The sequence below is a fragment of the Micromonospora sp. NPDC049900 genome, assembly GCF_044461025.1.
Taxonomy (GTDB): Bacteria; Actinomycetota; Actinomycetes; order Mycobacteriales; family Micromonosporaceae; genus Micromonospora.
Map to the genome: position 1 here is coordinate 1 of NZ_JBITKM010000022.1, position 26,258 is coordinate 26,258.

24 protein-coding genes are annotated in these 26,258 nt (G+C 71.4%); 13 read left to right on the plus strand and 11 right to left on the minus strand.

The window, feature by feature from the left end:
* Positions 1 to 500: 500 nt before the first annotated feature.
* Positions 501 to 842 carry a hypothetical protein gene (locus ACIBMZ_RS28255; protein ID WP_396698964.1) on the plus strand — a complete coding sequence of 114 codons (342 nt, stop codon included), beginning with the start codon at positions 501 to 503 and terminating at the stop codon, positions 840 to 842.
* Positions 839 to 1,498: a nucleotidyl transferase AbiEii/AbiGii toxin family protein gene (locus ACIBMZ_RS28260; RefSeq protein ID WP_396698966.1), complete on the plus strand. Its 660-nt coding sequence runs from the start codon at positions 839 to 841 to the stop codon at positions 1,496 to 1,498. The genes ACIBMZ_RS28255 and ACIBMZ_RS28260 overlap by 4 nt, the downstream gene beginning before the upstream one ends.
* 131 nt (positions 1,499 to 1,629) lie before the next feature.
* On the opposite strand, the gene ACIBMZ_RS28265 is transcribed toward ACIBMZ_RS28260, so the two are convergent.
* Both ACIBMZ_RS28265 and ACIBMZ_RS28270 read right to left on the minus strand, forming a co-directional pair.
* Complete coding sequence (locus ACIBMZ_RS28265) at positions 1,630 to 2,532, minus strand: SDR family oxidoreductase (RefSeq protein WP_396698968.1); 903 nt, start codon at positions 2,530 to 2,532, stop codon at positions 1,630 to 1,632.
* 178 nt (positions 2,533 to 2,710) lie between these two features.
* Positions 2,711 to 3,853 carry a geranylgeranyl reductase family protein gene (locus ACIBMZ_RS28270; protein ID WP_396698970.1) on the minus strand — a complete coding sequence of 381 codons (1,143 nt, stop codon included), beginning with the start codon at positions 3,851 to 3,853 and terminating at the stop codon, positions 2,711 to 2,713.
* Between the two features lie 138 nt (positions 3,854 to 3,991).
* Here ACIBMZ_RS28270 and ACIBMZ_RS28275 point away from each other — a divergent pair, with 138 nt between their 5' ends.
* Entirely contained in the window at positions 3,992 to 4,228 is a 237-nt protein-coding gene (locus tag ACIBMZ_RS28275) for a hypothetical protein (protein ID WP_350694415.1), read from the plus strand.
* Positions 4,229 to 4,285: 57 nt separating this feature from the next.
* Complete coding sequence (locus tag ACIBMZ_RS28280; RefSeq protein ID WP_396698972.1) at positions 4,286 to 5,719, plus strand: MFS transporter; 1,434 nt, start codon at positions 4,286 to 4,288, stop codon at positions 5,717 to 5,719.
* Between the two features lie 169 nt (positions 5,720 to 5,888).
* On the opposite strand, the gene ACIBMZ_RS28285 is transcribed toward ACIBMZ_RS28280, so the two are convergent.
* The 3 genes from ACIBMZ_RS28285 to ACIBMZ_RS28295 all read right to left on the minus strand — a co-directional run bounded on the left by ACIBMZ_RS28285 (position 5,889) and on the right by ACIBMZ_RS28295 (position 11,261).
* Positions 5,889 to 6,473, minus strand: coding sequence for a hypothetical protein (locus tag ACIBMZ_RS28285; RefSeq protein ID WP_396698974.1), 585 nt, complete (start codon positions 6,471 to 6,473; stop codon positions 5,889 to 5,891).
* 784 nt (positions 6,474 to 7,257) lie between these two features.
* Positions 7,258 to 9,819: a trehalose-phosphatase gene (gene otsB / locus ACIBMZ_RS28290; protein WP_396699074.1), complete on the minus strand. Its 2,562-nt coding sequence runs from the start codon at positions 9,817 to 9,819 to the stop codon at positions 7,258 to 7,260.
* Between the two features lie 41 nt (positions 9,820 to 9,860).
* The gene (locus tag ACIBMZ_RS28295) at positions 9,861 to 11,261 is read right to left on the minus strand and encodes a trehalose-6-phosphate synthase (protein ID WP_396698976.1); all 1,401 of its coding nucleotides are present in this window, start codon (positions 11,259 to 11,261) and stop codon (positions 9,861 to 9,863) included.
* A 354-nt stretch (positions 11,262 to 11,615) separates the two neighbouring features.
* Here ACIBMZ_RS28295 and ettA point away from each other — a divergent pair, with 354 nt between their 5' ends.
* From ettA to ACIBMZ_RS28315, 4 genes are all read left to right on the plus strand, one after another.
* The gene (gene ettA, locus ACIBMZ_RS28300) at positions 11,616 to 13,292 is read left to right on the plus strand and encodes an energy-dependent translational throttle protein EttA (protein WP_396698978.1); all 1,677 of its coding nucleotides are present in this window, start codon (positions 11,616 to 11,618) and stop codon (positions 13,290 to 13,292) included.
* A 15-nt stretch (positions 13,293 to 13,307) separates the two neighbouring features.
* Positions 13,308 to 13,754: an acyl-CoA thioesterase gene (locus ACIBMZ_RS28305; protein WP_396698980.1), complete on the plus strand. Its 447-nt coding sequence runs from the start codon at positions 13,308 to 13,310 to the stop codon at positions 13,752 to 13,754.
* On the plus strand, positions 13,751 to 14,449 hold the full coding sequence (locus ACIBMZ_RS28310) for a hypothetical protein (RefSeq protein WP_396698982.1): 699 nt from the start codon (positions 13,751 to 13,753) through the stop codon (positions 14,447 to 14,449). Before ACIBMZ_RS28305 ends, ACIBMZ_RS28310 begins: the two co-directional genes overlap by 4 nt.
* Positions 14,450 to 14,580: 131 nt before the next feature.
* Positions 14,581 to 15,165 (plus strand): YbjN domain-containing protein, encoded by a 585-nt coding sequence (locus ACIBMZ_RS28315; protein ID WP_396698983.1) that lies wholly within the window; start codon positions 14,581 to 14,583, stop codon positions 15,163 to 15,165.
* Between the two features lie 67 nt (positions 15,166 to 15,232).
* On the opposite strand, the gene ACIBMZ_RS28320 is transcribed toward ACIBMZ_RS28315, so the two are convergent.
* From ACIBMZ_RS28320 to ACIBMZ_RS28330, 3 genes are all read right to left on the minus strand, one after another.
* The gene (locus ACIBMZ_RS28320; RefSeq protein ID WP_396698985.1) at positions 15,233 to 15,658 is read right to left on the minus strand and encodes a globin; all 426 of its coding nucleotides are present in this window, start codon (positions 15,656 to 15,658) and stop codon (positions 15,233 to 15,235) included.
* A 62-nt stretch (positions 15,659 to 15,720) separates the two neighbouring features.
* Complete coding sequence (locus ACIBMZ_RS28325) at positions 15,721 to 17,085, minus strand: MFS transporter (RefSeq protein ID WP_396698987.1); 1,365 nt, start codon at positions 17,083 to 17,085, stop codon at positions 15,721 to 15,723.
* Positions 17,086 to 17,299: 214 nt separating this feature from the next.
* The gene (locus tag ACIBMZ_RS28330; RefSeq protein ID WP_396698989.1) at positions 17,300 to 18,361 is read right to left on the minus strand and encodes a mechanosensitive ion channel family protein; all 1,062 of its coding nucleotides are present in this window, start codon (positions 18,359 to 18,361) and stop codon (positions 17,300 to 17,302) included.
* A gap of 245 nt (positions 18,362 to 18,606) precedes the next feature.
* Here ACIBMZ_RS28330 and ACIBMZ_RS28335 point away from each other — a divergent pair, with 245 nt between their 5' ends.
* Entirely contained in the window at positions 18,607 to 19,140 is a 534-nt protein-coding gene (locus ACIBMZ_RS28335; RefSeq protein ID WP_117230470.1) for an HNH endonuclease, read from the plus strand.
* Positions 19,141 to 19,150: 10 nt separating this feature from the next.
* Here ACIBMZ_RS28335 and ACIBMZ_RS28340 read toward each other — a convergent pair whose 3' ends face one another.
* From ACIBMZ_RS28340 to ACIBMZ_RS28350, 3 genes are all read right to left on the minus strand, one after another.
* Complete coding sequence (locus ACIBMZ_RS28340) at positions 19,151 to 19,984, minus strand: class F sortase (protein ID WP_396698993.1); 834 nt, start codon at positions 19,982 to 19,984, stop codon at positions 19,151 to 19,153.
* 12 nt (positions 19,985 to 19,996) lie between these two features.
* The gene (locus ACIBMZ_RS28345) at positions 19,997 to 20,509 is read right to left on the minus strand and encodes a hypothetical protein (RefSeq protein ID WP_396698995.1); all 513 of its coding nucleotides are present in this window, start codon (positions 20,507 to 20,509) and stop codon (positions 19,997 to 19,999) included.
* 72 nt (positions 20,510 to 20,581) lie between these two features.
* Complete coding sequence (locus tag ACIBMZ_RS28350) at positions 20,582 to 21,022, minus strand: Lrp/AsnC family transcriptional regulator (protein WP_396698997.1); 441 nt, start codon at positions 21,020 to 21,022, stop codon at positions 20,582 to 20,584.
* A 146-nt stretch (positions 21,023 to 21,168) separates the two neighbouring features.
* On the opposite strand from ACIBMZ_RS28350, the gene ACIBMZ_RS28355 reads away from it, so the two are divergent.
* The 4 genes from ACIBMZ_RS28355 to ACIBMZ_RS28370 are packed head-to-tail and all read left to right on the plus strand — an operon-like array spanning position 21,169 to position 26,213.
* Positions 21,169 to 22,068 (plus strand): tryptophan 2,3-dioxygenase, encoded by a 900-nt coding sequence (locus ACIBMZ_RS28355; protein WP_396698999.1) that lies wholly within the window; start codon positions 21,169 to 21,171, stop codon positions 22,066 to 22,068.
* Positions 22,069 to 22,078: 10 nt separating this feature from the next.
* Positions 22,079 to 23,380, plus strand: a complete 1,302-nt coding sequence (gene kynU / locus ACIBMZ_RS28360) for a kynureninase (RefSeq protein ID WP_396699001.1) — start codon at positions 22,079 to 22,081, stop codon at positions 23,378 to 23,380.
* Positions 23,377 to 24,711 carry an FAD-dependent oxidoreductase gene (locus tag ACIBMZ_RS28365; RefSeq protein WP_396699002.1) on the plus strand — a complete coding sequence of 445 codons (1,335 nt, stop codon included), beginning with the start codon at positions 23,377 to 23,379 and terminating at the stop codon, positions 24,709 to 24,711. Before kynU ends, ACIBMZ_RS28365 begins: the two co-directional genes overlap by 4 nt.
* A gap of 20 nt (positions 24,712 to 24,731) precedes the next feature.
* The gene (locus ACIBMZ_RS28370) at positions 24,732 to 26,213 is read left to right on the plus strand and encodes a 2-hydroxymuconic semialdehyde dehydrogenase (protein ID WP_396699076.1); all 1,482 of its coding nucleotides are present in this window, start codon (positions 24,732 to 24,734) and stop codon (positions 26,211 to 26,213) included.
* Positions 26,214 to 26,258: the final 45 nt, after the last annotated feature.

Sequence of the window (26,258 nt, forward strand, 5' to 3'; positions counted from 1 at the left end):
AGAAGAAGTGAATCCAACGCACCAGATCCGAGGGGATCAGCGGACCCTGCGACGTCGGGTCAATGCACAACCACCTGCCCGGCCGGACCATTCCCAGGGAAGGGGGGATCCGGGAGGCCCTTGCCGCGTCGGGATCACCACCACCGACCCGGCCGCATCATTCCCGGGGATATCCGCGAGCCCTCACGGCGCCGGGACCAGATACAACGACCTACCGAGCCAGATCATTCCGACATCCGCCGGGGTGGAGTCCTGCTCGGTCAGCCACCCGGTTACAACGCCACCGACCCCACCCCGATTCCGCCCAGGCGTACCCGAGATTCGGACATTCGACGCGCCCGGGCCGAGATAGGCACACCCATCCACGGCCTCCGTCCCGCCTCGGCGCGCCCGCACCCCTGTCTTTCGAGGCGTCGCACGGGCCAGGTGAGCAGGCGTTAAGGGCAGGTGGGTAAAGCTCGTGGGTCCGGTACGGGACCGGCTGGGGTTACCCTGACAGCATGCAGGCGGTCTCCCCCACCACGTCCGGCGTGGCCTTTCTGGCCCGACCCGGCCGTCCCACGCTGGTGACCGGGACGTTGACCGAACTGCGCGGACCCACCCGGGGCGTGGTCGAGCTACCGGTACGCCTGATGTGGTGCGCCGACCGCGCCTTCGACCTGGCCGACCACGACCAACTGCTCTGGATGTACGAGAACGTCCTGCGGGAGACCACCAACGTCGACGACCTGCGCAGTCTCGTCGACGGCCGGATCCTGCGGCGGGTGTGGCGACAGTTGAACCTGCCCCGGGGCGTACGGCTGGCGTGGGAGACCCGGCACCGGAGTCTCCGATCGGCGTGACCGGGCCGCACCCGCACGAGTTCTATCGCGAGGTGGCGCGGGTGGCGCTGGACGTCGCCGGGCCGCACCGTTTCGTGCTCGGCGGCGGGGTGGCGTGGGCCGCGTACGGCCTGGTCACCCGACCCACCGAAGACGTCGACCTGTTCGCGGACGTCGAGGGCGCGGCGGCGGCGGCCGCCGCCGGGGTACGGGAGGCGCTGGAGGCGGCCGGCTTCGAGGTCGCCGACGCGGACGCGGACAGTGACCTCGGCGGCCTGTTCGAGGGCTTCGACCGGGACATGCGGGACTTCGTGGTCGCCCGAGACGGTCGGCAGATCCGGCTCAGTCTGGCCCGGCTGGACCGACACCGCAGCCCGGTGGTGATGGAGTTCGGGCCCGTGATGGACGTCCGCGACCTGATCGCCAACAAGACCGCCGCCCTGGTCAACCGGCGGGAGGTGCGCGACTACATCGACGTCGCCTCCGCGTTGGAGCACCGGTCCGTCGGCGAGCTGCTGGCGTTGGCTCGGCAACTCGATCCGGCGCTCGACGACGAGGACGTACGCGAGGCCGGGCGTTACCTCGACCGGATCCCGGACGGGCGGTTCGCCCGGTACGGCCTCGGGGGGGCCGACATCGACCGGATCCGCCGGCACCTGGCTGCCTGGCCCCGCTGACCGCCCGACGGCAGACGCCCAGCGGTGCGGCAGGCGTCCGTGCCGGCGGCTTGTGCGTTAGGAGGGGTCCCCTGCTATGCACGAGGCGTGGGCAGGGGACCCCTCCTTGCAGGCGATCACGCGCACGCCGATCACTTGGTGAAGCGGCCGCCCGTGACGCCGAGGATCTCGCCGGTGATGAAGCTCGACTCCTGCGAGGCGAAGAAGACGTACGCAGGCGCCAACTCGGCGGGCTGACCGGGCCGGCCGACCGGCGTGTCCTGGCCGAACTGTTCCACCTTCTTCTCGGGCATGGTCGCCGGGATCAACGGGGTCCAGATCGGGCCCGGCGCGACCGCGTTCACCCGGATGCCCCGGTCCACCACGTCGGCGGCGAGGGCCTTGGTGAAGTTCGCGATCGCCGCCTTGGTGGTGGCGTAGTCGAGTAGCTGCGGCGACGGGTCGAACGCCTGGACCGACGAGGTGTTGATGATCGTCGCGCCGTCGCCCATGTGCGGCAGGGCCGCCTTGCACAGCCAGAACATCGCGTACAGGTTGGTCTTGAAGACCCGGTCGAACTGCTCGGTGCTGATGCCCGCGATGCCCTTCTCCTGGGCCATCTGGTAGGCCGCGTTGTTGACCAGGATGTCGATACCGCCGAGGTCGCTCACCGCCCGCTCGATCAGCGTCTCGCAGGTGCGCTCGTCGGCGATGTCGCCACGGACCGCGATCCCCTTGCGGCCGGCGGCCTCGATCAGCCGCACGGTCTCCTGCGCGTCGGCGTCCTCCTCCGCACCGAGATACGAGATCAGCACGTCCGCGCCCTCCCGCGCGTAGGCGATCGCCACCGCCCGACCGATGCCGGAGTCACCGCCGGTGATCAGCGCCTTCTTGCCGTCGAGCTTGCCGGTGCCCCGGTAGGTCTTCTCACCGTGGTCCGGCTCGGGCGCCATGTCGTCGGTCCGCCCCGGCGGCGACTGCTGCTGGCTCGGCTGACCCGACTGCTGGCCGTACTGCTCGGTCGGGTCCTGCGGGGTGTACTGGTTCTCGCTCACGGGTGTCTCCTCGGTGCGCTGACGGATGCCCTCACCGATCGCCCTACCCGGCGGCGGAGACCGGAAACAGCCGAGCACTCGCGCGACTGCCGTTTCTGGCGATGACGGGTGAGGCGTCGGCGGGTGTGTGGGGCACGCCGCCACCGCTAGGGCATCCTAGGATCCTGGTAGACAGGAGTCAGGCGGGGACGCGCGGGCCGGGCAACCGGGCGGCCACCGCCAGCGCCAGGCGTACCGGCCGGTGGGCGACCAACTCGTCGAAACCGGCCCGGCCCCGGCAGAACCGGGTGAACGCCCGCCAGCCAGGTGGCGTCGCGATCGCCGCGTGCAGGATCTCCGGCCGCCGGGCGAACGCGTCGAGCAGGCGGTACCCGGCCCGCATGGACGGCACCAGCCGCTGCGCCACCGCCCGTTCGTAGCCGGCCAGATCGCCGTCGGCCACCGCGTCACCGGCCGACTCGCCGGAGCGCAGGGCGTAGCTGATCCCCTCCCGGGTCCAGGGTTCCAGCAGGCCGGCGGCGTCCCCGGCGACCAGCACCCGCCCCCGCCGCACCGGCGAGTCCTCCGCCCGGCAGCGGGTCAGGTGCCCCGAGTCGTGCGCCGGACTGATCCCGGCCAGGCCCAACCGGTCGACGAACCGGCGCAGGTAGTCCCGGGTCCGCTCCCCCTCACCCCGTCCGGCGATCACCCCCACCGTCAACCGGTCCCCCTTCGGGAACACCCAACCGTACGACCCGGGCAGCGGACCCCAGTCGAGCAGCACCCGGTGCCGCCACCGCTCCTGCTGCGCCGACGGCACCGGCAACTCCAGTTCCAGCCCGAGATCCACCTGCCGGTGCCGCACCCCGACGTACCGGCCGCTGATCCCGGAGGAGCCGTCGGCACCGACCACGGTCCGGGCCAGCACCGTGTCACCGTCGGCCAACCGCAGACGTACGACCTCGGGGGTCTGGTCGAGCGCGCGGACCGTGACCCGCTCGCGGACCTCCGCACCGGCGGACACCGCGGCGGCCCGCAACCGGTCGTCGAACTCCTCCCGACGCACCATGCTGACCAGTGGGCCGTCCCGGTGCCGGCGGGTGAGTGCGCGTCGCCCGTCCAGGGTGAAGGTGACCCGGTCGACCACGTCGCGGGCGGGAACCTCGATCCGGCCGGTCACGGCCGCGAGCGAGACACCCGTCAGGCCACCGCCGCACGTCTTGTAGCGGGGGTGCGCGGCCCGTTCGAGGACCAGGGTGCGTACCCCTCGCCGGGCGGCGGCGTAGGCGGCGGAGAGGCCGGCGGGACCGCCGCCGATCACCACGAGTTCCCAGACGGTCACCGCAGCAGCCTAGGTCAGCCCCCGCCACGCCGGGGGGCGGCGCGCCACCGGCCGCGCGGGGTGCATCTTCGGCCCCGCACGGGGTAAGCGCGCGACGCGGACCGCCGGTGACCGGCGGTGGAGCCCAAGGAGGAAACCATGCAGCAGGTCCAGCTGTCGGACGTCGAGGCTCGGGTGTACGACGCGGTGGCGGCCCTGGAGGTACGCGGACAGGTCCCCTACCCCGACCTGATCGCCCAGGAGTGCGGCCTGACCGAGGAGGAGTTGCAGACCCCGCTGCACCTGCTCACCGAGAAGAACCTGCTCCACCGGGAGGACTCGCCGATGGCCGGGCTCGACTTCGGTCCGCGCTTCTGCGCCCAGCAGCTCACCTGACGTCGTGGAGCCCGCACCGGGGCCGCAGCGGACGACGCCGATCGCGACAGGGAGACGATGAGCTCCACCGGCCCCGACACGTACGACGACCGGCGACGCTGGCAGGCCCTGGGCGTCGGACTGGTCGCGGCGTTCATGACGCTGCTCGACATCAGCATCGTCAACGTGGCCATCCCGTCGCTGGACCGGGCCCTGAACGCCGGGCCGAGCGACCTGCAGTGGGTGCTCTCCGGGTATGCGTTGACCTTCGGTCTGGTGCTGGTGCCGGCCGGCCGGTTCGGCGACGTGCACGGCCGACGCAACGCCTTCGTGTTCGGCATCGCCCTGTTCACCGTGACCAGCGCCCTCGCCGGACTCGCCCAGTCACCCGGCTGGCTGGTCGCCGCCCGACTACTCCAGGGCGCTGCCGCCGGGCTGGTGAACCCGCAGGTGACCGGCCTCATCCAGCAACTGTTCCAGGGCCCGGAGCGAGCTCGGCCCTTCGGGTTGCTCGGTGCCACCATCGGCATCTCCACCGCGGTCGGACCACTGCTCGGTGGGCTGCTGATCGCCGCCGGTGGGCCCGAACACGGGTGGCGGTGGGTCTTCTTCGTCAACGTGCCGGTCGGCATCGTCGCGGTCGTCCTCGGCTGGCGGCTGCTGCCCCGCCACCCGATCGGCGAGGTGGTGCGCCGTCGGCCCGACCCGATCGGCGTGGTGCTGCTCGGCGTCGGCGTGACCCTGGTGCTGCTGCCGCTGGTGCAGCGGGAACAGTGGCACGGCCCGGCGAAGTGGCTGCTGCTCCCCGCCGGCCTGGTCGCCCTGGTCGGCTTCGTGCTCTGGGAGCGGCGGTACGCACGCCAGGGTCCACCCCTGTTCGACGTACGCCTGTTCACCCGGCAGTCGTACGCGCTGGGTTCGCTGATCGCCCTGGTCTACTTCGGCGGGTTCACCGCGATCTTCTTCATCTTCACGCTGTACCTGCAGAACGGTCGCGGCTACAGCGCGCTGGTCGCCGGGCTGGCGATCACACCGTTCGCGCTCGGATCGGCCGTCGCCTCGGCCGTCGGCGGGCGGATCGTCAACCGCTACGGCCGACCCCTGGTCGCCGTCGGGCTGCTCGCCGTGGTGGTCGGGCTCGGACTCGTCGCGCTCGCCATCGAGCTGGCGCCGTACGCGCCCGTACCGTGGGTGACCGCGGCGCCGCTGCTGCTGGCCGGGCTGGGCAGCGGCCTGGTGATCGCTCCGAACCAGACGCTGACCCTGTCCCAGGTGCCGGTACCGCAGGCGGGTAGCGGCGCGGGCATGCTGCAGACCGGTCAGCGCATCGGGTCGGCGGCCGGGATCGCGGCCGTCGGCGCCGTCTTCTTCTCGGCGCTGTCCGGCGGGGGCGACGCCTGGTCGAAGGCCTTCGAACGGTCCCTGCTGGTGTCGGCCGGCATCATCGCCCTGGCCCTGCTGGTCGCCCTCGTCGACATCGCCCGCCACCACCGCCGTCGGGGTTCGGTGTAAGGAGGGGTCCCGTGCTAACGCCTGGTGTAGAGGAAGGGTCCCCTCCTTGCCTGCCGCCCCCGCGCGGTGCCGCATCCCGCAGGCACGGGAGACGCCGCCGGCCGGCACCCCAGGTTGCGGGTGCCGGCCGGCGGCGTTCTTGCTCCCCCTTGTCGAGGAAAGCCTGCGGTCAGCTGTTCCAGTGTGCGGCGACCAGGTCGGCGGCCTGCTGCTCCCACTGCGCGTAGTGATCCGGGAACGCCGACACCTGCACCGTCTGCGCCGCCACCGTCAACGGCATGTCCTGCCACCCGTCGACCTGCTTCAAACCCTTCAAAAACGCGAGGGTCGAGTACTCGGGGTCGGTGATCTGCTCCACGGTGCCCCAACCCGAGGACGGGCGCTGCTGGAACAGGCCCTGCGAGTCGTGGTCGTTGCGGTCACCGAGGTGGCCGAGGTTCTCCAGCTTCGACTCCTGGAACGCCGTACCGATCGCGATCACGGCGGCACGCTCGTCCATGCCGGCCTTCTTCGTCGCCGCGATGATCGCCTTGGCGTTGGCGACCTGCTCGTCGGACAGGTCGATGCGGGACTGGGCGCCCTGCACACCGTGCGGGATCAGTTTGCCGGTGTCGGGCTTGTCGGCCTGCACCGCCACCAGGGAGGTGGTGACGGGGGTGGCGTCGGCCTGACCGACCGGACCGGCGAACACACCACCGGCGAAGGCGAGACCAGCGACACCGAGAACACTCTTACGCAGCAGCTTCGAGTTCATCACAAGCTCCATTCGGGGGTAGACGCCACCAGCCCGCAAGGGGGGAAGGACAGGCGACGCGAACGCCGTCAGGCGCTGAAGAAGAGGGGAGATCCAACGCACCAGATCCGAGGGGATCAGCGGACCTGCGGCGTCGGGTCAATGCACAACCACCTGCCCGGCCGGACCATTCCCCGAAGGAGGTATCCGCGAGGGCCCTTACGGCGCCGGGACCAGGTACAACCACCGACCGAGCCGAGTCATTCCGACATCAGCCGGCCACCCACCACGGGGCGAGGTACTCCTCGGTCAGCCACCCGGTTACAACGCCACCGACCCCACCCCGATTCCATCCAGCACCGACCCATATCAGCCCATAACGGAACATGCATCTCACAGGCCCCCAAACGCCACCTCATGCCGGCCGCAGGGTCGCCATGCGGCCGATGCCCGCCCTGTCCGACCACCCAGATGTCCCGCAGCTCGCAAGTCGTCTTGCCGAACACCGACCACGCACCCGAAAGTCACCCCGACCACGCACGCCCACCTCCGCAGCAACCCCCAAGGCCGCCCCTGTTGATCAAGGAGTTTTGGTCTGGATGGGCGGCGGATCCAGACCAAAGCTCCTTGATCAACCACGTCCTCGGGCGGGCCTGGTGGGCGATATGGGAGGGATTGCCAGGAAGGGGAGCGAGGGGAGCGAGAGAGCGAGGGGGAGGGTGGTGGGAGGCTGGGGGGAAAGAGAGAGACGGCGGAGCGGCCGGGGACCTGGGGTCTCCGGCCGCTCCGGGTGCGCGTACGAGGGTTACTGCTTGAGCATGTTGTCCAGCAGCAGGGCGCAGCGGATCACGCCGAGGTGGCTGTACGCCTGCGGGTGGTTGCCCAGCCCGCGTTCGGCGAGTGGGTCGTACTGCTCGGGGAGCAGTCCGGTCGGACCCGCCGTGTCGATCATCTGGAGGAACAGCTCCTCGGCGTCGGTACGCCGCCCGGTGCGCAGGTACGCCTCGATCAGCCAGGACGTGCAGATGTGGAAGCCGCCCTCCCGCCCGGGCAGGCCGTCGTCCCAGTGGTAGCGGTAGACGACCGGGCCGCTGCGCAGGTCCGCCTCGATCTTGAGCACGGTGGAGAGGAAGCGCGGGTCGTCGCCGGGCAGCAGCCCGGACAGGCCGATCCACAGCGACGAGGCGTCCATGTCCTCGTCGCCGTACGCGACGCTGTACGCCCCGGCGTGCTCGTGCCAACCGTGTTCGAGGACGTTGGCACCGATCCGGTCGCGCAGCTCCACCCACTCGGTGCGGTCCTCGCCGCCGTGCTGCCGGGTGACGTGCAGCGCCCGGTCGACGGTCATCCAGCACATCACCTTCGAGAAGATGTGGTGCCGGGGAGGCAGACGCGCCTCCCAGATGCCGTGGTCGGGCTCGTGCCAGCGGCGACGGACCGCCTCGACCATGTTCTCCAGCACCCGCCACTCCTCGGGCCGGACCGACCCCCGGGCGTCGGCGGTGGCGGCGATGAGGTCGGCGATCGGGCCGAACACGTCGAGCTGGAGCTGGTGGTTGGCGAGGTTGCCGACGCGTACCGGCCGGGAGCCGGCGTAGCCGGGCAGCGTGTCGATGACGGCTTCCGCGCCCAGCTCGTACCCGTCGACGGTGTAGAGCGGGTGCAGCCGCTCCGGGTGTCCGCCGGTGCGCTCGACGCAGCCGTCCACCCAGCGCAGGAACGCCTCGGCCTCGCTGATCGAGCCGAGGTCGACCAGGGCGCGGGCGGTCATCGCGGCGTCGCGCAGCCAGCAGTAGCGGTAGTCCCAGTTGCGGACGCCGCCCAGTTCCTCGGGGAGCGAGGTGGTCGCGGCGGCGAGGATCGAGCCGGTCGCCTCGTGGCAGAGGCCGCGCAGCGTGAGCGCGCTGCGGGCGACCAGGTCCCGTGCGGTGGTCGGCAGCCGCAGCGAGGCGACCCAGTCCTTCCAGGGGCGTTCCGCGGCGGCCTGCCGCTCGTGGATCGGTAGCCGGTGGTGTTCCAGGCTGTGCGTACCGAACCGCAGCTCCAGCACGACCTGCCCGCCGAGCGCCGAGAGGTCGACCACCGCCTTGGCGGTCTCGTACCCGCCGTCGTTGCCGACCTCCCACTGCACGCCGGGGGAGTAGAGCGCGATGGGCTCGTTGGAACCGAGCACCAGCAGGCCGTCGCCGACCGGTTGGAGCTGGACGGCGACCTGCGCGAACTCGGGCCGGGGGGCGAACTCCACCCGGACCCGGCCGGTGCCGGCCAGCACCCGGATCAGCGTCGAGTCCCCGGAGATGATCGCGGGGCCGTCCGGCGTGGCCTTGGGGTCGGGCTTGTCGAGCCAGTCGGTGACGGTCAGCCCGGACCAGCGGGTCTCCACGGTCATGGTGCCCGACCGGTAGCGCTGGCCCAGCGGGATGCCGCCGCGTTCGGGCGCGACGCTGAAGTGTCCGGCCGGGCTGCCGCCGACCAGGTCGGCGAAGATCGCCGCCGAGTCGGGCTTGGGGTTGCACAGCCAGGAGACCTTGGCGTCCGGCGTGAGCAGGGCGACGGTACGCCCGTTGGCCAGCATCGAGTGCCGCTCGATGGGCACCGCGCGCTCGCCGAACAGCCAGTGTCGTCGGGTCTCCAGGAGCAGTCCGAGCGCGCGGGCGGCCTCGATCGGCTCGTCCACCCGGTAGCCGGCCTTGGTCTCGCCAGGCCCGATCTTGATGCCGACGTCGGGGCCGTGCAGGTTGCCGAAGGCGTTCTCGTCGGTGATGTCGTCACCGATGAAGAGCACCGCGCTGGCGGAGAGCTGGGTGCGGAGCTGGTCGACCGCGGTGCCCTTGTGGGTGGCCACCACGGACAGCTCGATCACCTCCTTGCCCTGGGTGACCGTCACGTCCGGCCAGGTGGCGGGGCCGTTGCGGACCGCCTCGATGGCCGCGCCGGCGATCTCGGGCGCCACCCCACGGGTGTGCACCGCGACGCTCGCCGGTTTGCGTTCCAGGCGTACGCCCGGGTGGACCGCGGCGATCTCGCGCAGTGCGTCCCGCAGCCGGGTGCGGACCGCGATCAGCTCGGGGGAGAGCCGCTCGACGAATCCGATGTCGAACTCGGAGCCGTGGCTGCCGACCAGGTGGACCTCGCTGGGCAGCCGGGAGAGCGCGGCCAGGTCACGCAGCGCGCGTCCGGAGACGACGGCCACGGTGGTCTGCGGCAGCGCGGCCAGGGCGCGCACCGCCGCCACCGACTCCGGCAGGGGTACGGCCTTGCTCGGGTCCTCGACGATGGGCGCGAGTGTGCCGTCGTAGTCGCAGGCGACCAGGAGTTGGGGGACCCGGGCGATCCGGCCGATGGCGGACCGGAGTTCCGGGTCCATGGTGCCCGCCGCCGGGGTGATGATCTCGTGTGAGCCGGCGTTCACGCCGCCTCCATGTCAGGCACACCTAGTTCGGTGAGGAAGGACTTCGCCCAGTGCCCCACGTCGTGGGTGCGCAGATGGCGTTGCATTGTCCGCATACGGCGACGAGCCTCCGGCTTCTCCACATGCACGGCCCGTAGCAGAGCGTCCTTGACCGCGTCGGGGTCGTGCGGGTTGCACAGGAACGCCTGACGCAGCTCGGTGGCTGCGCCGGCGAACTCACTGAGTACGAGCGCGCCCCCGTGGTCCGCCCTCGACGCGACATACTCCTTGGCCACGAGGTTCATTCCGTCTCGCAGTGGAGTCACCATCATCACGTCAGCGGCGGCGTACATCGCAGCCAGTTCGGTCCGACTGTACGACTGATGCAGATAATGCACCGCCGGCACACCGACCCGCCCAAATTCGCCATTAATCCGACCAACCTCGCGCTCGACCTTGACGCGAAGTGCCTGGTAGTGCTCGACCCGTTCGCGGCTCGGCGTGGCGACCTGCACCATAACGGCGTCCGGAACTGTCAACTTTCCGTCAGCGAGCAGTTCCCGGAAGGCCTTGAGGCGTAGTTCGATGCCCTTGGTGTAGTCGAGCCGGTCCACGCCGAGGATGATCGTCTTGGGGTTGCCCAGCTCCTCGCGGATCTCCTTGGCCCGGGCCTGGATCGCCGGGTCGGCGGCCAACCGCTCCATCTCCTTGGTGTCGATGGAGATGGGGAACGCCCCGGCCTTGACCTGTCGACCGTCCACCTGGATCATCTGGCCCTCGTACCGCAGGCCGAGCAGGTGGCGGGCCAGCCGGACGAAGTTCTGCGCGGCCAGCCGCTGCTGGAACCCGACCAGGTCGGCACCGAGCAGCCCGCGCAGGATCTCGGTGCGGAACGGCATCTGCATGAACAGCTCGATCGGCGGGAACGGGATGTGCAGGAAGAACCCGATCCGCAGGTCGGGACGGAGCTCCCGGAGCATGGCGGGCACCAACTGGAGCTGGTAGTCCTGCACCCAGACCGTCGCACCCTCGGCCGCGACCTCCGCCGCGGCCTCCGCGAAGCGGGCGTTGACCAGCCGGTACGCCTCGCGCCAGCGTCGCTTGTAGGCGGGCGTCTCGACGGCGTCGTGGTACAGCGGCCAGATGGTGGCGTTGGACTGGCCCTCGTAGTAGCGCTCCAGTTCCTCGGCGCTCAACGGCACCGGGTGCAGGCGGATGCCCTCCAGGTCGAACGGTTCGGGGGCCGCGCCGGTGCCGCCGGCCCACCCGACCCAGGTGCCCTGATGCTCGGCGAGGACGGGATGCAGTGCGGTGACCAGCCCGCCCGGGCTGCGTCGCCACTGCCGGCCCTCAGGTGTGCTCACCTCGTCGACCGGCAGTCGATTCGCCACTACGACAAAGGAGCTACGGACGGTCACGATCGGCCACCTCCGGGTGCTGACGGGTCCACCGCGATGAGCGTACTGAGCGTAGCTGCGGCGTCTGTTCCCCCGTGCCGGAGTCACCTACCCTTCCCAGACTCCGTCAACCGTGAACGTGATCATGGTGACATGGCCCGCCGCCTGCCCCGACACCCTGGGCTGCCCCGCGTCGCCCCGGTGGTCTGCCCGGCGACGTCGGGCGGGGCGATGTGGGCGCGGGGCGGCGTACCTGTCAGGATTGACGATGGCGTGCGCGCGGCCGGCTTCCCGGCCGGCGGCGGGCGGTCATCCGGCCCGCACCCGCACCACACGACATTCGGCGATCACCACCGACGGAGGGTAGCCCGTACCGTGGCCCAGTACATCTACGTCCTGGAAAAGGCGCGCAAGGCGCACGGCGACAAGGTCGTGCTCGACAACGTGACGCTGAGCTTCCTGCCGGGGGCCAAGATCGGTGTGGTCGGTCCGAACGGCGCCGGTAAGTCCAGCCTCCTCAAGATCATGGCAGGGCTGGACCGGCCGAGCAACGGCGAGGCCCGGTTGATGCCCGGCTACACCGTCGGGCTGCTGGCCCAGGAGCCGCCGCTCAACGACGCGAAGACCGTCCTCGGCAACATCGAGGAGGCGGTCGCGGACACCAAGGCCAAGCTGGAGCGGTTCAACAAGATCGCCGAGCAGATGGCGACCGACTACTCCGACGAGCTGATGGAGGAGATGGGCCGGCTCCAGGAGGAGCTGGACCACGCCGACGCCTGGGACATCGACTCCAAGCTCGAACTGGCCATGGACGCGCTGCGCTGCCCGCCGCCGGACGCCGACGTGACCCAGCTCTCCGGTGGTGAGCGCCGCCGGGTCGCGCTCTGCAAGCTGCTGCTGGAGGCGCCCGACCTGCTGCTGCTCGACGAGCCCACCAACCACCTGGACGCGGAGAGCGTGCAGTGGCTGGAGCAGCACCTGGCCAAGTACGCCGGCACGGTGCTGGCGATCACCCACGACCGGTACTTCCTGGACAACGTGGCCGGCTGGATCCTGGAGCTGGACCGGGGCCGGGCCGTCGGCTACGAGGGCAACTACTCCACGTACCTGGAGAAGAAGGCCGCCCGGCTCGCCGTCGAGGGACGTCGCGACGCCAAGATGAAGAAGCGCCTCACCGAGGAGCTGGAGTGGGTGCGCTCCAACGCCAAGGCGCGGCAGACCAAGTCCAAGGCCCGGCTCGACCGGTACGACGAGATGGCCGCCGAGGCGGAGAAGACCCGCAAGCTGGACTTCGAGGAGATCCAGATCCCGCCGGGTCCGCGTCTGGGCAACACCGTCATCGAGGCGCACAACCTGACCAAGGGCTTCGGTGACCGGGTGCTGATCGACAACCTGTCGTTCTCGCTGCCGCGCAACGGCATCGTCGGCATCATCGGCCCGAACGGTGTCGGCAAGACCACGCTGTTCAAGACCATCGTCGGGCTGGAGCAGCCGACCGGCGGCTCGGTCAAGGTCGGCGAGACCGTCTCGCTGTCGTACGTCGACCAGAACCGGCAGGGCCTGGCCGGTGACAAGTCGGTCTGGGAGGTCGTCTCCGACGGGCTGGACCACCTCATGGTGGGCAAGGTCGAGATGCCCTCCCGGGCGTACATCGCGGCGTTCGGGTTCAAGGGGCCGGACCAGCAGAAGCCGACCAAGGTGCTCTCCGGCGGCGAGCGCAACCGGCTCAACCTGGCGCTCACGCTCAAGATCGGCGGGAACGTGATCCTGCTCGACGAGCCGACCAACGACCTGGACGTCGAGACGCTGTCCAGCCTGGAGAACGCGCTGCTGGAGTTCCCCGGCTGCGCCGTGGTGATCTCCCACGACCGGATGTTCCTGGACCGGGTCGCCACGCACATCCTGGCCTGGGAGGGCGACGACGAGAACCCGGCCAAGTGGTTCTGGTTCGAGGGCAACTTCGAGGCGTACGAGAAGAACAAGGTCGACCGGCTCGGCGCCGAGGCGGCCCGGCCGCACCGGGTGACCTACCGCAAGCTGACCCGCGACTGATCGGGGCGGATCGTCGTGGCTGACCGGTTCGTCTACCACTGCACCCTGCGCTGGTCCGACCAGGACGCGTACGGGCACGTCAACAACGCCCGCTTCCTCACGCTGTACGAGGAGGCCCGGGTGGCGTTGATGTTCGCCGGTGCCCAGGCCCAGGGGATCGACTCGTTCACCAACGGCGTGGTGATCCGGCGGCACGAGATCGACTATCTGCGTCCGGTCGACTTCGCCCTGCACCGTGCCACCGCCGAGGGTGCGCCCACGGTGCGGATCGACCTCTGGGTGGAGCAGATCCGGGCCGCCTCGTTCACCATCGGCTACGAGATGTACGACGGCGACCTGCTGGTCAGCCGGGCGCGTTCGGTGCTGGTGCCGTTCGACCTGGCCCAGCAGGCGGCTCGCCGGCTGACCGAGCAGGAGCGGACGTTCCTGCTCGGGTACGCCCTCGACGGCGGGACACCGTGACCGGACCGACGGGCGACGGCACCGGGCACGGGATCGCCGACGTCGCCGACGCCGGGGCGTTCCTGTCCCGGCTGGTGCGGTTGGAGAACACGGCCCTGGTCCGGTTGCGGCCCGCCGGTGCGCCGGGCCGTACCGCCCTCTGGGCCCGGCTGCCGTGGGGCGTCCTGGTGGCGCGCACGGTGGCCGGTCCGGGCGCCGGGGACGTCACCGTGGCCGCCGGGAGCCTTCTGGCCGAACTGGCGGCCGGTGGGGCCGTCCTGCCCGCGCGACAGGACGCGCAGTGGCGCTGGGCGTTGCCGCCGGCCGGGAGTCGGTGGGTGGAGACGCTGCCGGGCGGGGAACTGCGTCGGCTCGCCTCGGCGGCGGCGGGAACCCTGCGCGAGGCCGCCGCGCACGGGGTGGCCGGTCGGGCGGTCGGGCAGCGTGCGCTGCGGGACGCCCTGCTCGACCACGTGGCGGTGGTGGTCACGCCGGACGACGAGCCTGCCCGTCCGGTGGAGGTGACCCAGCGGTTGGTGCAGGGTCTGGTTCGGATGGGTTTCCTAGGGCCTGCCGGGGATTCGCCGGAATCGGGCGCGGTCCAGGTCCGTACGGCTGGCCGATGGGTCGGACTGGTGGGACCGTATGGAGCCGTCTGGTCGCAGAAGGCCACGGATCTTGTCGTACGGCCCTCTGTGGCTCATGCGAACGGATGACCCTGGTTCATCCTTCTGGGCTGGGGCTGCCGTTGGGGGGGTGCTTCGTTCCGGCTGTCCGGGTACCGTCCATCCTCGGATCCAACCCACCGTAGGCGACTGGATCCGCTGGGGAGTGAGGTGCGCGAGCGATGCCGTGGTGGTCATGGCGCCCCGGTCCCGCCAGTGGCGGTGACCCGGAAACTCGAAGCAGGATCACGGTGGAAGGCACGGTCCGGGTCGGGCCGCCTCCGCCCCGCCGACCGGGGGACGACCGGTCGGGCGGGGAGCATCCGTTGATCGCCGACATGCCGGCGACCGTCGAACCGGTCACCCTGGGCCGGGTCTGCGACGCACTCGACCTGCTCGACGTGCGCTATCTCGCCGACGGCGACGGCAACCTGTTGGCCATGTGGGAGCGGCACGCGGTGCTGGTCACGCTGGAGGGGCCGGAGGACGAGATCCTGGTGCTCCGGGCCCGGCCGCACGCGACCGTGCCGCCGGACTGGGCGGACCGCGCCTACCGGGTGGTCAACGAGTGGAACCACACCCGGCGCTTCTGCAAGGCGTACGTGGGTGACGCCACCGAGCGTGGCCAGTTGCCGATCTACGCCGAGTTGCAGGTGCCGCTCGCCGCCGGGGCCCACGACGCCCTCCTGGTCGAGTTGCTCGACTGTGGTGCGGCGGTGGCGACCAGCTTCGTCGACTGGCTGCACGACGAGGGCGCGCTGCTCTGATCAACCCGACGGGTGCGGCCCGCCGCCGCGCGGGTGGCGGGCACGCCCCGGGCGGGGCGGCTACGCCTCACGCGGACGCGCCCGGGTCCTCCATCGAGTTGACCATGAAGAAGGCCGCCCGCTCCAGGTAGTTCCAGAGCTCGGTCTCGATCGTCGGAGGCAGGTCGAGGCGCTCGACCGCCCGACGCATGTGCCGCAGCCAGGCGTCGCGCTCGGCCGCGCCGATCCGGAACGGCGCGTGCCGCATCCGCAGCCGGGGGTGCCCGCGCTGCGACGAGTAGGTGTTCGGGCCGCCCCAGTACTGCATGAGGAACAGCCTCATCCGGTCGGAGGCCGGGCCCAGGTCCTCCGGGTACATCGGCCGCAGCAGCGGATCGGTGGCGATACCGGCGTAGAACTCGTCGACCAGCTTGCGGAACGTGGGCTCGCCGCCGACGGCCTCGAAGAGCGTGACCGTCTCACCGTTGCGCTCGGACTCACCTGCGGGATTCACCGTTCCATCCTGCCAGGCATCGTCGACCGACGGCCCGACCGGGACGGCCCGCCGAGCGTGGTTCAGCTCACCGCGTGCTGTGGTCGGCCCGGACCCACCTGCTCGGAGCCGGGCGCCTCGGACCCGCTGGCACCGCCCTGAGCGGGGTCGGCACCGGCGCGTCGGGCCGCATCGACGGAGGCGGCCACGGCCCGGTGGTCGGGCCAGCGGAGCGCGACGATCGACATCAGCAGCACGCCCGCGACACTCCACACCCCGACCACGACGGGGATCGGGAAGCGCTCGGCGAGCAGCCCGGTCACCAGCACCGCGGCGCCCTGGATCACCTGTACGCCGGTGGCCATCACGCCGAAGGCCCGGGCCCGGAAGCCGTCCGGCAGGGCCTGCACGAAGAGTCCGTTGGCGACCGGCAGCATGCCGGCGACCGCGAACCCGGAGACGGCGGCGAGCAGCGCCACCATCACCGGTGCGGGATCGAGCAGCGACGGCACCAGGGCCAGCGGCGCGAAGACGGCCAGCGGTCGCATCAGGGCCAGTCGGCGGGTCGGCCCGACGAGCCGCCCGATCAGCAGGCCGCCGAGGATGAAGCCGAGCGGGTGCGAGGCCATGATCACGGCTTGCGCCAGGCCGGTGTTCATGTCGCCCGCGCTCTCGTTCGCCCAGGCGGCGGCGAGCCCCTCGGGCACGATCGAGAAGAGCATGGCGCTGAAGACCAGGACGGCGATCGCCCGCAGCACCGGCGTACCGAAGACGATCCGGAAGCCGTCGGCGGTCTCGCGCAGCAGGTGACTGCGGTGAGCGGTGCTCATCGCCGGTGCCCGGTCGCGGACGCCGAGGCGGACGAGCAGCGCGGAGAGCGCGAAGGCGGTCGCGTTCATCAGCAGCGCGGCGGTCGGGCTGACCGTCGCCACCACGGCGCCGAGCAGGTAGCCGACCACCTGGGCGGCCTGTCCCACGCTGGCGTTGATGGAGAGCCCGACGACGAGCCGGTCACCGGGCAGGATCAGCGGCATCAACGCGGACCGGGCGGCCTGACTCGGTGGGTTGGCCAGGGTGGTGGCGAACAACAGCGCCAGGATCACCGGCACCGGGATGCCCGGGATCGCGATGAGCAGCATGAGCGACATGCGGATGAGGTCGCAGACGACCATCACCTGCCGGTAGCGGTGCCGCTCGGCGATGGTGGCCAGCAGGGGCCCGCCGATCAGCCAGGGCAGGTAGCTCACCGCGAAGGCGGCGGCGGAGAGCGCGACGGACTGGGTCGTCCGGTAGACCAGGAGGGTGACCGCCGCCTTGGCGACGTAGTCGCCGATCCAGGTCAGCGTGTTGGCCGCGAAGACGGCGCGGTACTCACTCTGGGCGAAGACTTCACGGAAGGTGGCCGGGCCTTCCGGAGAAGGTCGCTCGTCGGACACCTTCGCCTCCATCGTCCCGGTGGCGGGCCACTCGTGATGGCCGTTCCGGAACCATCGTCAGATCTGTGGGATCAGCGAGGACGTGACCGCGCTTGGTAGCGCGTGAACCGGATTCTGCCCGATCGTCTGACAACTGGCTAGGGCGAACGGGTGGACGGTCGCATCTCCGACTGAACGAACGGACGATACCCGAGGGGCCACTCGGCCGCGACCCCCGTCGCCCCGCTCAGGTGGCGCCCCCCTGACCGGTCTCACTATCGGAACGAGTAGGTAACCCGGGATAGAGGCGACCCGCCGCGATCCGCGCCGTGATGCCGGAGTTCTCCAGCGCCTCGGCGAGCCGGCGACGCAGCTCCCGGCCGACCGCGAACTGCCCCTCGGCGGTCGTCTTGGCCACCGTCCGGATGACCGTGCCCTCCACCGTCACCTGCTCGACGCCGAGCACGTCCGGCGGCTCCACGATCGACTGGGCCAGCTCCGGGTCGACCGCGACCGACGCGGCGGCGGTCCGCAGCACCGCCATCGCCTCCTCGGTGCCGGCGAAGCCGATCGGCAGGTCCACCACCACCAACGCCCAGCCCTGGCTCTTGTTACCGACCCGGACGATCTCGCCGTTGCGGATGTACCAGAGCACACCCCGGCCGTCACGCACGGTGGTGACGCGCAACCCGACCGCCTCGACCACACCGGTCGCCTCGCCCAGGTCGACGTTGTCGCCGACCCCGTACTGGTCCTCGATCAGCATGAAGAGTCCGGCGAGCAGGTCCTTGACCAGGCTCTGCGCGCCGAAGCCGAGAGCCACACCGGCGATGCCCGCGCTGGCCAGCAGCGGTGCCAGCTCGAAACTGAACTCCTTGAGCACCATCAGCACCGCGATGCCGTAGATGAACGCCGTACTGATGCTGCGCAGTACCGAGCCGATCGCCTCGGCGCGCTGTCGGCGGCGTTCTGGCACGAACTCGCCAGGTTCGGCGGTGGCGGTCGGGATGCGCTCGCGCAGCGGGCGGAGCATGGTGGGCACCCCGGCGTCGCTGGTGGTGCGGACCAGCCGGCGGATCGTCCGGTGCACCAGCCACCGGGCGGACATCGCGAGCAGCAGGATCAGGAGGATCCGCAACGGCTTGATCAGGATCCAGTAGCTTCCCTCGGCGAACCACACCGAGTCGGAGAAACCCCAGACCCATTTGCAGAGGGCCTCGTCCAGGCACTCCGGGCTGGGTGTCTCGTCCGCTTCCGGCGCGGCCGGGGACGGCGTGGGGACGACGGTACGAAGGATGCTGACAATCACCCTGTGTTCGTACCGCAACCGCCCGGCGAGTACACCGCCGCCCCACCGGAGGGTGACCTCGGAGCCGACGGGTCGCAAAGCCGCCCCGGCTACCCAGGATTAGTGCGTGCATTCGCGGTTCCGATCAGGGACGATTGGCGCAACGGACGTCGGTGATCCGGCCGGCGTCGACATGGTGTAGGGCTGTGTCCGACACCGGTCGGCGGTGGCGAGTGTGACTGCCGCTTGACCGGGAGGGTGACGCGATGCCTGACATACGACCCACGGTGGGCTCCGGCGCGCTGGTTCTCAACGCCACCTACGAGCCGCTGTGTGTCGTGTCGGTACGCCGTGCCGCGATCCTCGTCCTCTCCGCCAAGGCGGTCTGTGTCGCCGACGGCGAGGGCATCCTGCACAGCGCGCGCAATGCGCTCCCGGTGCCCTCGGTCGTCCGGCTCACCCGGTTCGTCCGGGTGCCGTACCGCACCCACGTCGGCCTGTCCCGTCGGGCGATCTTCGCCCGGGACGGCTGGCGGTGCGCCTACTGCCGAGGGCCGGCCGAGACGATCGACCACGTCTTCCCGCGCAGCCGGGGCGGGCGGCACGCCTGGGAGAACGTGGTCGCCGCGTGTGCCCGCTGCAACCACAGCAAGGGCGACAAGACCCCGGCCGAGATGGGCTGGCGGCTGCACTCCCCACCGGCCGCCCCGAGGGGGATCGCGTGGCGGGTGCTCGGGCACCGCGCCCCCGATCCGCGCTGGGCGGACTGGCTCGACCTGCGCGAGCCCGAGGCCGCCTGAGCCGCGACGGTCAGCGAGCCTGCACCAGCGAGGCGAACACGATCACGTTGTCCGCGTAGCCGGTGTCGCCGCCGACCCAGCGCCCGCCGCACGTGATCAGCCGCAACTGGGGTCGGCTGAAGTCGCCGAAGACGTCGTCGGCCGGCAACTGCTCCTTGTCGTACCGGCCGACGCGTTCGACCTCGAAGACCGCGACCGAGCCGTCGGAGCGGGCCACCTCGACCCGGTCACCGGTCCGCAACTCCCGCAGGTCCTGGAAGACGGCCGGGCCGGTGCTGGTGTCCACGTGTCCGACGATGACGGCGGGGCCGTACTGGCCGGGGGTCGGGCCCTGGTCGTACCACCCGGCCTCCTGGGCCCGCTCGGCCGGCGGGGCGGCGACGCTGCCGTCCGGCGCGATCCCGACGTTGTGCACCGGAGCCGCCAGGTCGATCTTGCTGATCTCGATGCTGACCGGCTCGCTCGCCGACAGGTTCGGATAGTCCTTCGGTGGGCGGGCCAGCCCGGCGATGAACCGGTCCGGCAGCAGGTTCACCCCGGTCAGCCGCTCGACACCGAGCATCGTGACGATCAGCAGCATCAGCGCGCCGATCACCAGGACCGGCACCCCCGGACTGGACCGGCCGTACCGCCGGTACCGGCCGACCTGCCGTCGCCGGGGCGGCAGCGGCGGGGCCGCCGGGTCGGGCGTACTGACGCTGGCCGACCCCATCTGCGCGGTGACCCGGCCCAGCCGGCCCAGCGTCGTGCCCACCACCCGACGCCAGGCGCGAGGCACCCGACGGGCGGTGGTCCGGCGTGGGCCCGGACCGGGTTCCGGCGCGGGTACGCGAGGGCCGCTCATCGCGACAGCGGGTCAGGAACCGGCCCGACGTCGGCTGCTGACCAGCCCGAACACCACCACTGCGGCCACCGTGGCGGCACCGCCGAGTAGCAGCATCGAGCCGGTGCCGCCGCCCGCGGTGCCACCGCCACCGGTCGCCGGTCCCTTGGTCGGCTGCTCCATGTTCAGCACGGTCAGCGAGGTACTCGCCGTCTGGCCGTTGTCGCAGCGCAGGTTGACCGGGTAGTTCCCGGCCGCCTTGTCGCTCGGCACGGTGACGTCCCCGGTCAGGAAGCCGTTGTCCGGCCGGAGGAAGACCTGACGGAACGCGTCGGAGGTCACCTCGGCCTGCCGGTTGTTGGCGTTGTCGCAGCTCGCCTTGAGGTGCACCCGGGAGCCGGCCTGCACGCTGTTCGGCGTCACCTCGACGAAGGTGTTCTCACCTGCCCGGGCGGGCGATGCGCCGACCAGGACGAACGCCCCGATCAGAGCGAACGCGCCGAACAGTCGGACGATGGTCGACGGGTACGAAACCAGACCCCGCATGATCCTCCCTCCCGGCACCGGTGCACCGGTCCTGCTGGGGCGACCCGCGGCGCATTCCCCCTGCCGGGGCGGCTAACCCGACAGCGGGGTGACCGGCTGCCAGCCCAGCGGAGTGGAGAGGACCATCGTGCTCGACGGCTGCCCGTACGGGGCGAGTCGGTCGATGACCGCCTCGAACTCCCCGATCGATCCGGCCGCGACCTTCAGCACGCTGCACGCGTCGCCGGTGATCCGGTGGATCTCCAGGATCTCCGGCCAGTCGGCCACCTCGGGAACGTGCAGGATGCACCGGGCGCCGTAACAGGACATCCGGATCAGCGCCACCACCGTGCGACCGGCCCGGGTCAGGTCGACGTGGGCGTGGTAGCCGGTGACCACGCCGGTTTCCTCCAACCGCCGGACCCGTTCGGCGACCGCCGGGGGAGACAGGTGCACCCGCCGGGACAACTCGCTGAACGACAGTCGCGCGTCGGCCTGCAGCTCACGGAGCAGGGCCCAGTCCATCTCGTCCACGCGGCGACCTTACGTCCGGCAAGCGAACTGCGGCCAGTGCCTTTCGTTCGGTAGGTCCACCTGGGCAACCGCCGTTGAAGAGGCATTCCGTCCGGCGATCCCACCGCGAGATCATGTCTGGACCGACGCCAGGAAGGAGCGGACGCATGGAGCAGACCGAGCTGCGCCCGGGGACCCGGGCGGCGGTGCGTCCGGTCACCGGCCGCCAGCGGGCGGCCCGCGCCGCGCGCAACGGCGGCGAGCCGACGCTGGAGTTCGCCGAGCGGGTGCCGTACGACGCGTACGTGCAGGCCAGCACGCTGCACCGGTTGCAGCAGCCGCTGAGCGACGACCCGGGCGAGATGTCGTTCCTGATGGTCAGCCAGATCATGGAGCTGTACTTCGGGCTGACCTGCCACGAACTGCGCGACGCCGCCCGGCTGCTGCGCGACGACCGGGTGTGGGAGTCGCTCGCCCCGCTGCGTCGGGCCGCGCTGCACCTGGAAGGGCTCAACGCCGCCTGGCGCGGGCTGCGCTGGATGACCCCGGCCGACTTCAACCGCTTCCGCAACCTGCTCGGCGAGGGCTCGGGCTTCCAGTCGGCCATGTACCGCCACCTGGAGTTCCAGCTCGGGCTGCGCGATGCGGCGCTGATCCGGCCGTTCCGGCGGCAGACCGAGGTGCACGCCGAGCTGACCGCCGGTCTCGCCACGCCGAGCGTCTGGGACGAGGTGGTCGCCCTGCTCGCCCGGCACGGCCACGAGCTTCCCGCCGACCTGCTGGAACGGGACGTGGCGGTCGAGCACGAGCCGCACCCCGCCGTCGAGGCGGCCTGGGTGCGGATCTACGCCGACCCCGGCCCGGACAACCACCTGCGGCTGCTCGGTGAGGCGTTGACCGAGGTCGCCGAAGAGTTCGGCGACTGGCGGCACCACCACATCAAGGCGGTGCAGCGCACCATGGGCGCCAAGGTCGGCAGCGGCGGTTCCGCCGGGCTGGCCTGGCTGCAACGCAGCATGGCCCGGGTGGTCTTCCCCGAGCTGTGGTCCGCCCGTACCGCGATGTGAGGCGACGACGATGACGACGAACGACGCCGAGGCGCCACGCCTCGACGAGGCCGAAGCCCTCCGGCTGGACGCCGCCGACCCCGGACACCGGCACCTGTTCCACGTGCCGCCGGCCGACGGTGGTCACCACCCCGAGGCGGCCTACCTGGCCGGCAACTCGCTCGGTCTGCAACCCCGGGCCACCCGGGACGAGTTGCTGGCCGACGTGGACGCCTGGGGACGGCTCGGTGTCGAGGGGCACCTGGAGGCGGAACGACCCTGGCTGCCGTACCACGAGCTGTTGACGGCCCCGGCCGCGCGACTCGTCGGCGCCCGGCCCACCGAGACCGTGGTGATGAACTCGCTCACGGTCAACCTGCACCTGCTGATGGTCAGCTTCTACCGGCCGAGCGGCACGCGGACCCGGATCGTCATCGAGGACAGCGCCTTCCCCTCGGACAGCTACGCGGTGCGCAGCCAGGCCCGGTTCCACGGCCTCGACCCGGACACCACCGTGGTCCGGCTGACGCCGCGACCCGGCGAGGACGACCTGCGCACCGAGGACGTCACCGCGTACCTGGCCGCCGAGGGGCACACCGTCGCGCTGCTGCTGCTCGGCGGCGTCAACTACCTCACCGGCGAACTGATGGACATCCCGGCGATCACCGCCGCCGGTCGGGCCGCCGGGGCGGTCGTCGGCTGGGACCTGGCGCACGCCGCCGGCAACGTGCCGCTGTCGCTGCACGAGTGGGACGTCGACTTCGCGGCCTGGTGCTCGTACAAGTACCTCAACTCGGGGCCGGGCGCGCTCGGCGGGGTGTTCGTGCACGAGCGGCACCACGGCGACGCGGACCTGCCCCGCTTCGAGGGCTGGTGGAGCACGGCGGCGGCGACCCGGTTCGAGATGACCCCGGTCAGCCGTCCACCGTCCACCGTGGAGGCGTGGCAGATCTCCAACCCGCCGATCTTCTCGATGGGGCCGGTGCGTACCTCGCTGGAACTGTTCGACGCGGTCGGGATGCCCGCGCTGCGCGAGCGCAGCCTGCGGCTCACCGGCTACCTGGAGCGGCTGCTGGACGAGGTGACCGTCGACCGGCCGCTGACCGTGATCACCCCGCGCGACCCGGGGCGCCGTGGCTGCCAACTCTCGGTCAGACTCGGCGAGGGCAGCGCCAGGGAGCTGACCAAGCGGCTCCGGTACGAGCACGGAGTGATCGCCGACGCCCGGGAGCCGGACGTCGTCCGGTTCGCCCCGGTGCCGCTCTACTCGACGTACCACGACTGCTGGCGGGTCGCCGACGCGCTGGCCGCCACCGTTGGGAGAGCTGGATGAGCCGGGAGAACGACGAGATCGCCGTGGTCGGCGCCGGGCTGGCCGGCTGCCTGCTGGCCTGCTTCCTGGCCCGCCGGGGCTATCCGGTGGCGTTGTACGAGCGGCGGCCGGACCCGCGTACCGGGACCGTCGAGCGCGGCCGGTCGATCAACCTGGCGCTCTCCGAGCGCGGGCTCGACGCGTTGCGCCGGATCGGGCTCGACGAGCAGGTGATGGCCGACGCGCTGCCGATGCGCGGCCGGATGGTGCACCCGGTGCTCGGTGAGCCCGGCTTCCAGTCGTACAGCGTCTCCGGCGACCGGGCGATCAACTCGATCAGTCGGGGCGCGCTGAACAACGCGCTGCTGGAGGCCGCCGCGAAACTGCCCGGCGTGCGGATCGCCTTCGACCACCGGCTGGTCGGTCTGGACCCGGACACCGCGCGGATGACCTTCGAGACCCCGCAGGGCGCGGTCACCGCGGACGCGCGCGTCGTGCTCGGCACCGACGGCGCCGGTTCGGCGGTACGCGGACAACTGCTCGAACACGGCCTGCTCACCGAGAGCGTCGACTTCCTCGACTACGGCTACAAGGAACTGACCATCCCACCGGTCGGCGGTGACTTCGCCCTGGACGAGGGTGCGCTGCACATCTGGCCACGCGGCACCTCGATGATGATCGCGCTGCCCAACCCGGACCGCTCCTTCACCTGCACGCTGTTCTGGCCCACCCACGGCACCGCGAGCTTCGCCTCGCTGGGCAGCAGGGCGGCGATCGAACGGCACTTCGCCCAGCACTACCCGGACCTGCTGCCGCTCGCCCCCGACCTGGTCGACGACTACCAGCACAACCCGGTCGGCGTCCTCGGCACGGTGCGCTGCGACCCGTGGCAGGTGAACGGGCGCGTCGGCCTGCTCGGCGACGCGGCGCACGCCATCGTCCCGTTCTACGGCCAGGGCGCGAACTGTGCCTTCGAGGACGTGGTGGAGCTGGACCGCTGCCTGTCCGAGTGCGCCGACGACTGGTCCGCCGCGCTGCCGCTGTTCCAGCAGCGTCGGCAGGGCAACGCCGAGGCGATCGCCCGGATGGCACTGGCCAACTTCGTGGAGATGCGCGACAAGGTCGCCTCGCCGGTGTTCCGGACCCGCAAGAAGATCGAGCACGCCCTGGAGCGGGCGCTGCCCGGACGGTACGTCTCCCAGTACGAGATGGTCTCCTTCTCCACCGTCCCGTACGCGCAGGTGCGCCGCCGGGTCCGTCGGCAGTACCAGGTGCTCGGCGCGGTGGCCGCCGGTGTGCTGGCGACGGCGGCCGGTGCGGCGCTGGCGATCGCGCGCGGGAGGCGTCGATGACCCGCTGGGACCCCCGGCTGATGACCGGGTACGCCCCGGACGGCCCTGTCCTGCTGCGCAACTTCGTCGGCGGCGAGTTCCGCGACGGGGGTCCCCGCTTCACCCGACGGAGCCCGGTCACCGGCGAACCGGTCTTCGAGGCGGTCGAGGCCGGCGCGTCGGTGGTGGACGACGCGGTGGCGGCGGCCCGGGCGGCGCTGCGCGGGCCGTGGGGCCGGATGGGGGAGCGGGAACGCGCCGAGGTGCTGCGCGGGGTCGCCGACGAGTTGGAGCGCCGCTTCGACGACCTGGTCACCGCCGAGGTGGCCGACACCGGCAAGGCCATCTCGCAGGCCCGCACCCTGGACATTCCGCGTGGCGCGGCCAACTTCCGGGCCTTCGCCGAGATCGTGGCGACCGCGCCGACCGAGTCGTTCACCACGGTCACCCCGACCGGCGGCCGGGCGCTCAACTACGCGGTCCGCAAGCCGGTCGGCGTGGTCGCGGTGATCGTGCCGTGGAACCTGCCGCTGCTGCTGCTCACCTGGAAGGTCGCACCGGCGCTGGCCTGCGGCAATGCCGTGGTGGTCAAGCCCAGCGAGGAGACGCCCGCCTCGGCCACGCTGCTCGCCGAGGTGATGGCGGCGGCCGGGGTGCCCGACGGTGTGTTCAACCTGGTGCACGGCTTCGGTCCCGGTTCGGCCGGGGAGTTCCTCACCCGGCACCCCGGCGTGGATGCGATTACGTTCACCGGGGAGTCCGCCACCGGCGGCGCCATCATGCGCGCCGCCGCCGACGGGGTGAAGGCGGTGAGCTTCGAGCTCGGCGGCAAGAACGCCGGGCTGGTCTTCGCCGACGCCGACCTGGACGCGGCGGTCGCCGGGTCGGTCCGGTCCAGCTTCACCAACGGCGGCCAGGTGTGCCTCTGCACCGAGCGGATCCTCGTGCAGCGGCCGGTGTTCGAGGAGTTCACCGAGCGGCTCGCCGCCCGCGCCGCCGAGCTGGCGTACGGCTGGCCCGCCGACGAGGCGACGGTCAACATGCCGCTGATCTCGCACACCCACCGGGACAAGGTGCTCGGCCACTACGACCTGGCCCGGTCCGAGGGGGCGCAGGTGCTGGCCGGCGGCGGGACGCCGCAGTTCGGCGACGCCCGCGACGGTGGCGCGTACGTGCAGCCGACCGTGTTGACCGGCCTCGGCCCGGACGCCCGCACCAACCGTGAGGAGATCTTCGGACCGGTGGTGCACGTCGCGCCCTTCGACACCGAGGACGAGGCGTACGACCTGGCCAACGGCACCGAGTACGGCCTGGCGGCGACCGTGTGGACCCGGGACGTGGGCCGGGCGCACCGGGCCGGTGCCCGGCTGGACGCCGGCATCGTCTGGGTCAACACGTGGTTCCTGCGCGACCTGCGGACCCCGTTCGGCGGGGTGAAGGCGTCCGGCATCGGTCGCGAGGGCGGCGTGCACTCGCTCGACTTCTACTCCGAACTCACCAACGTCTGCGTGGATCTCTCATGAGCGAGCGTAGCGAGCGAATCATCAATGCAGTGCTGGTCGAGGCTC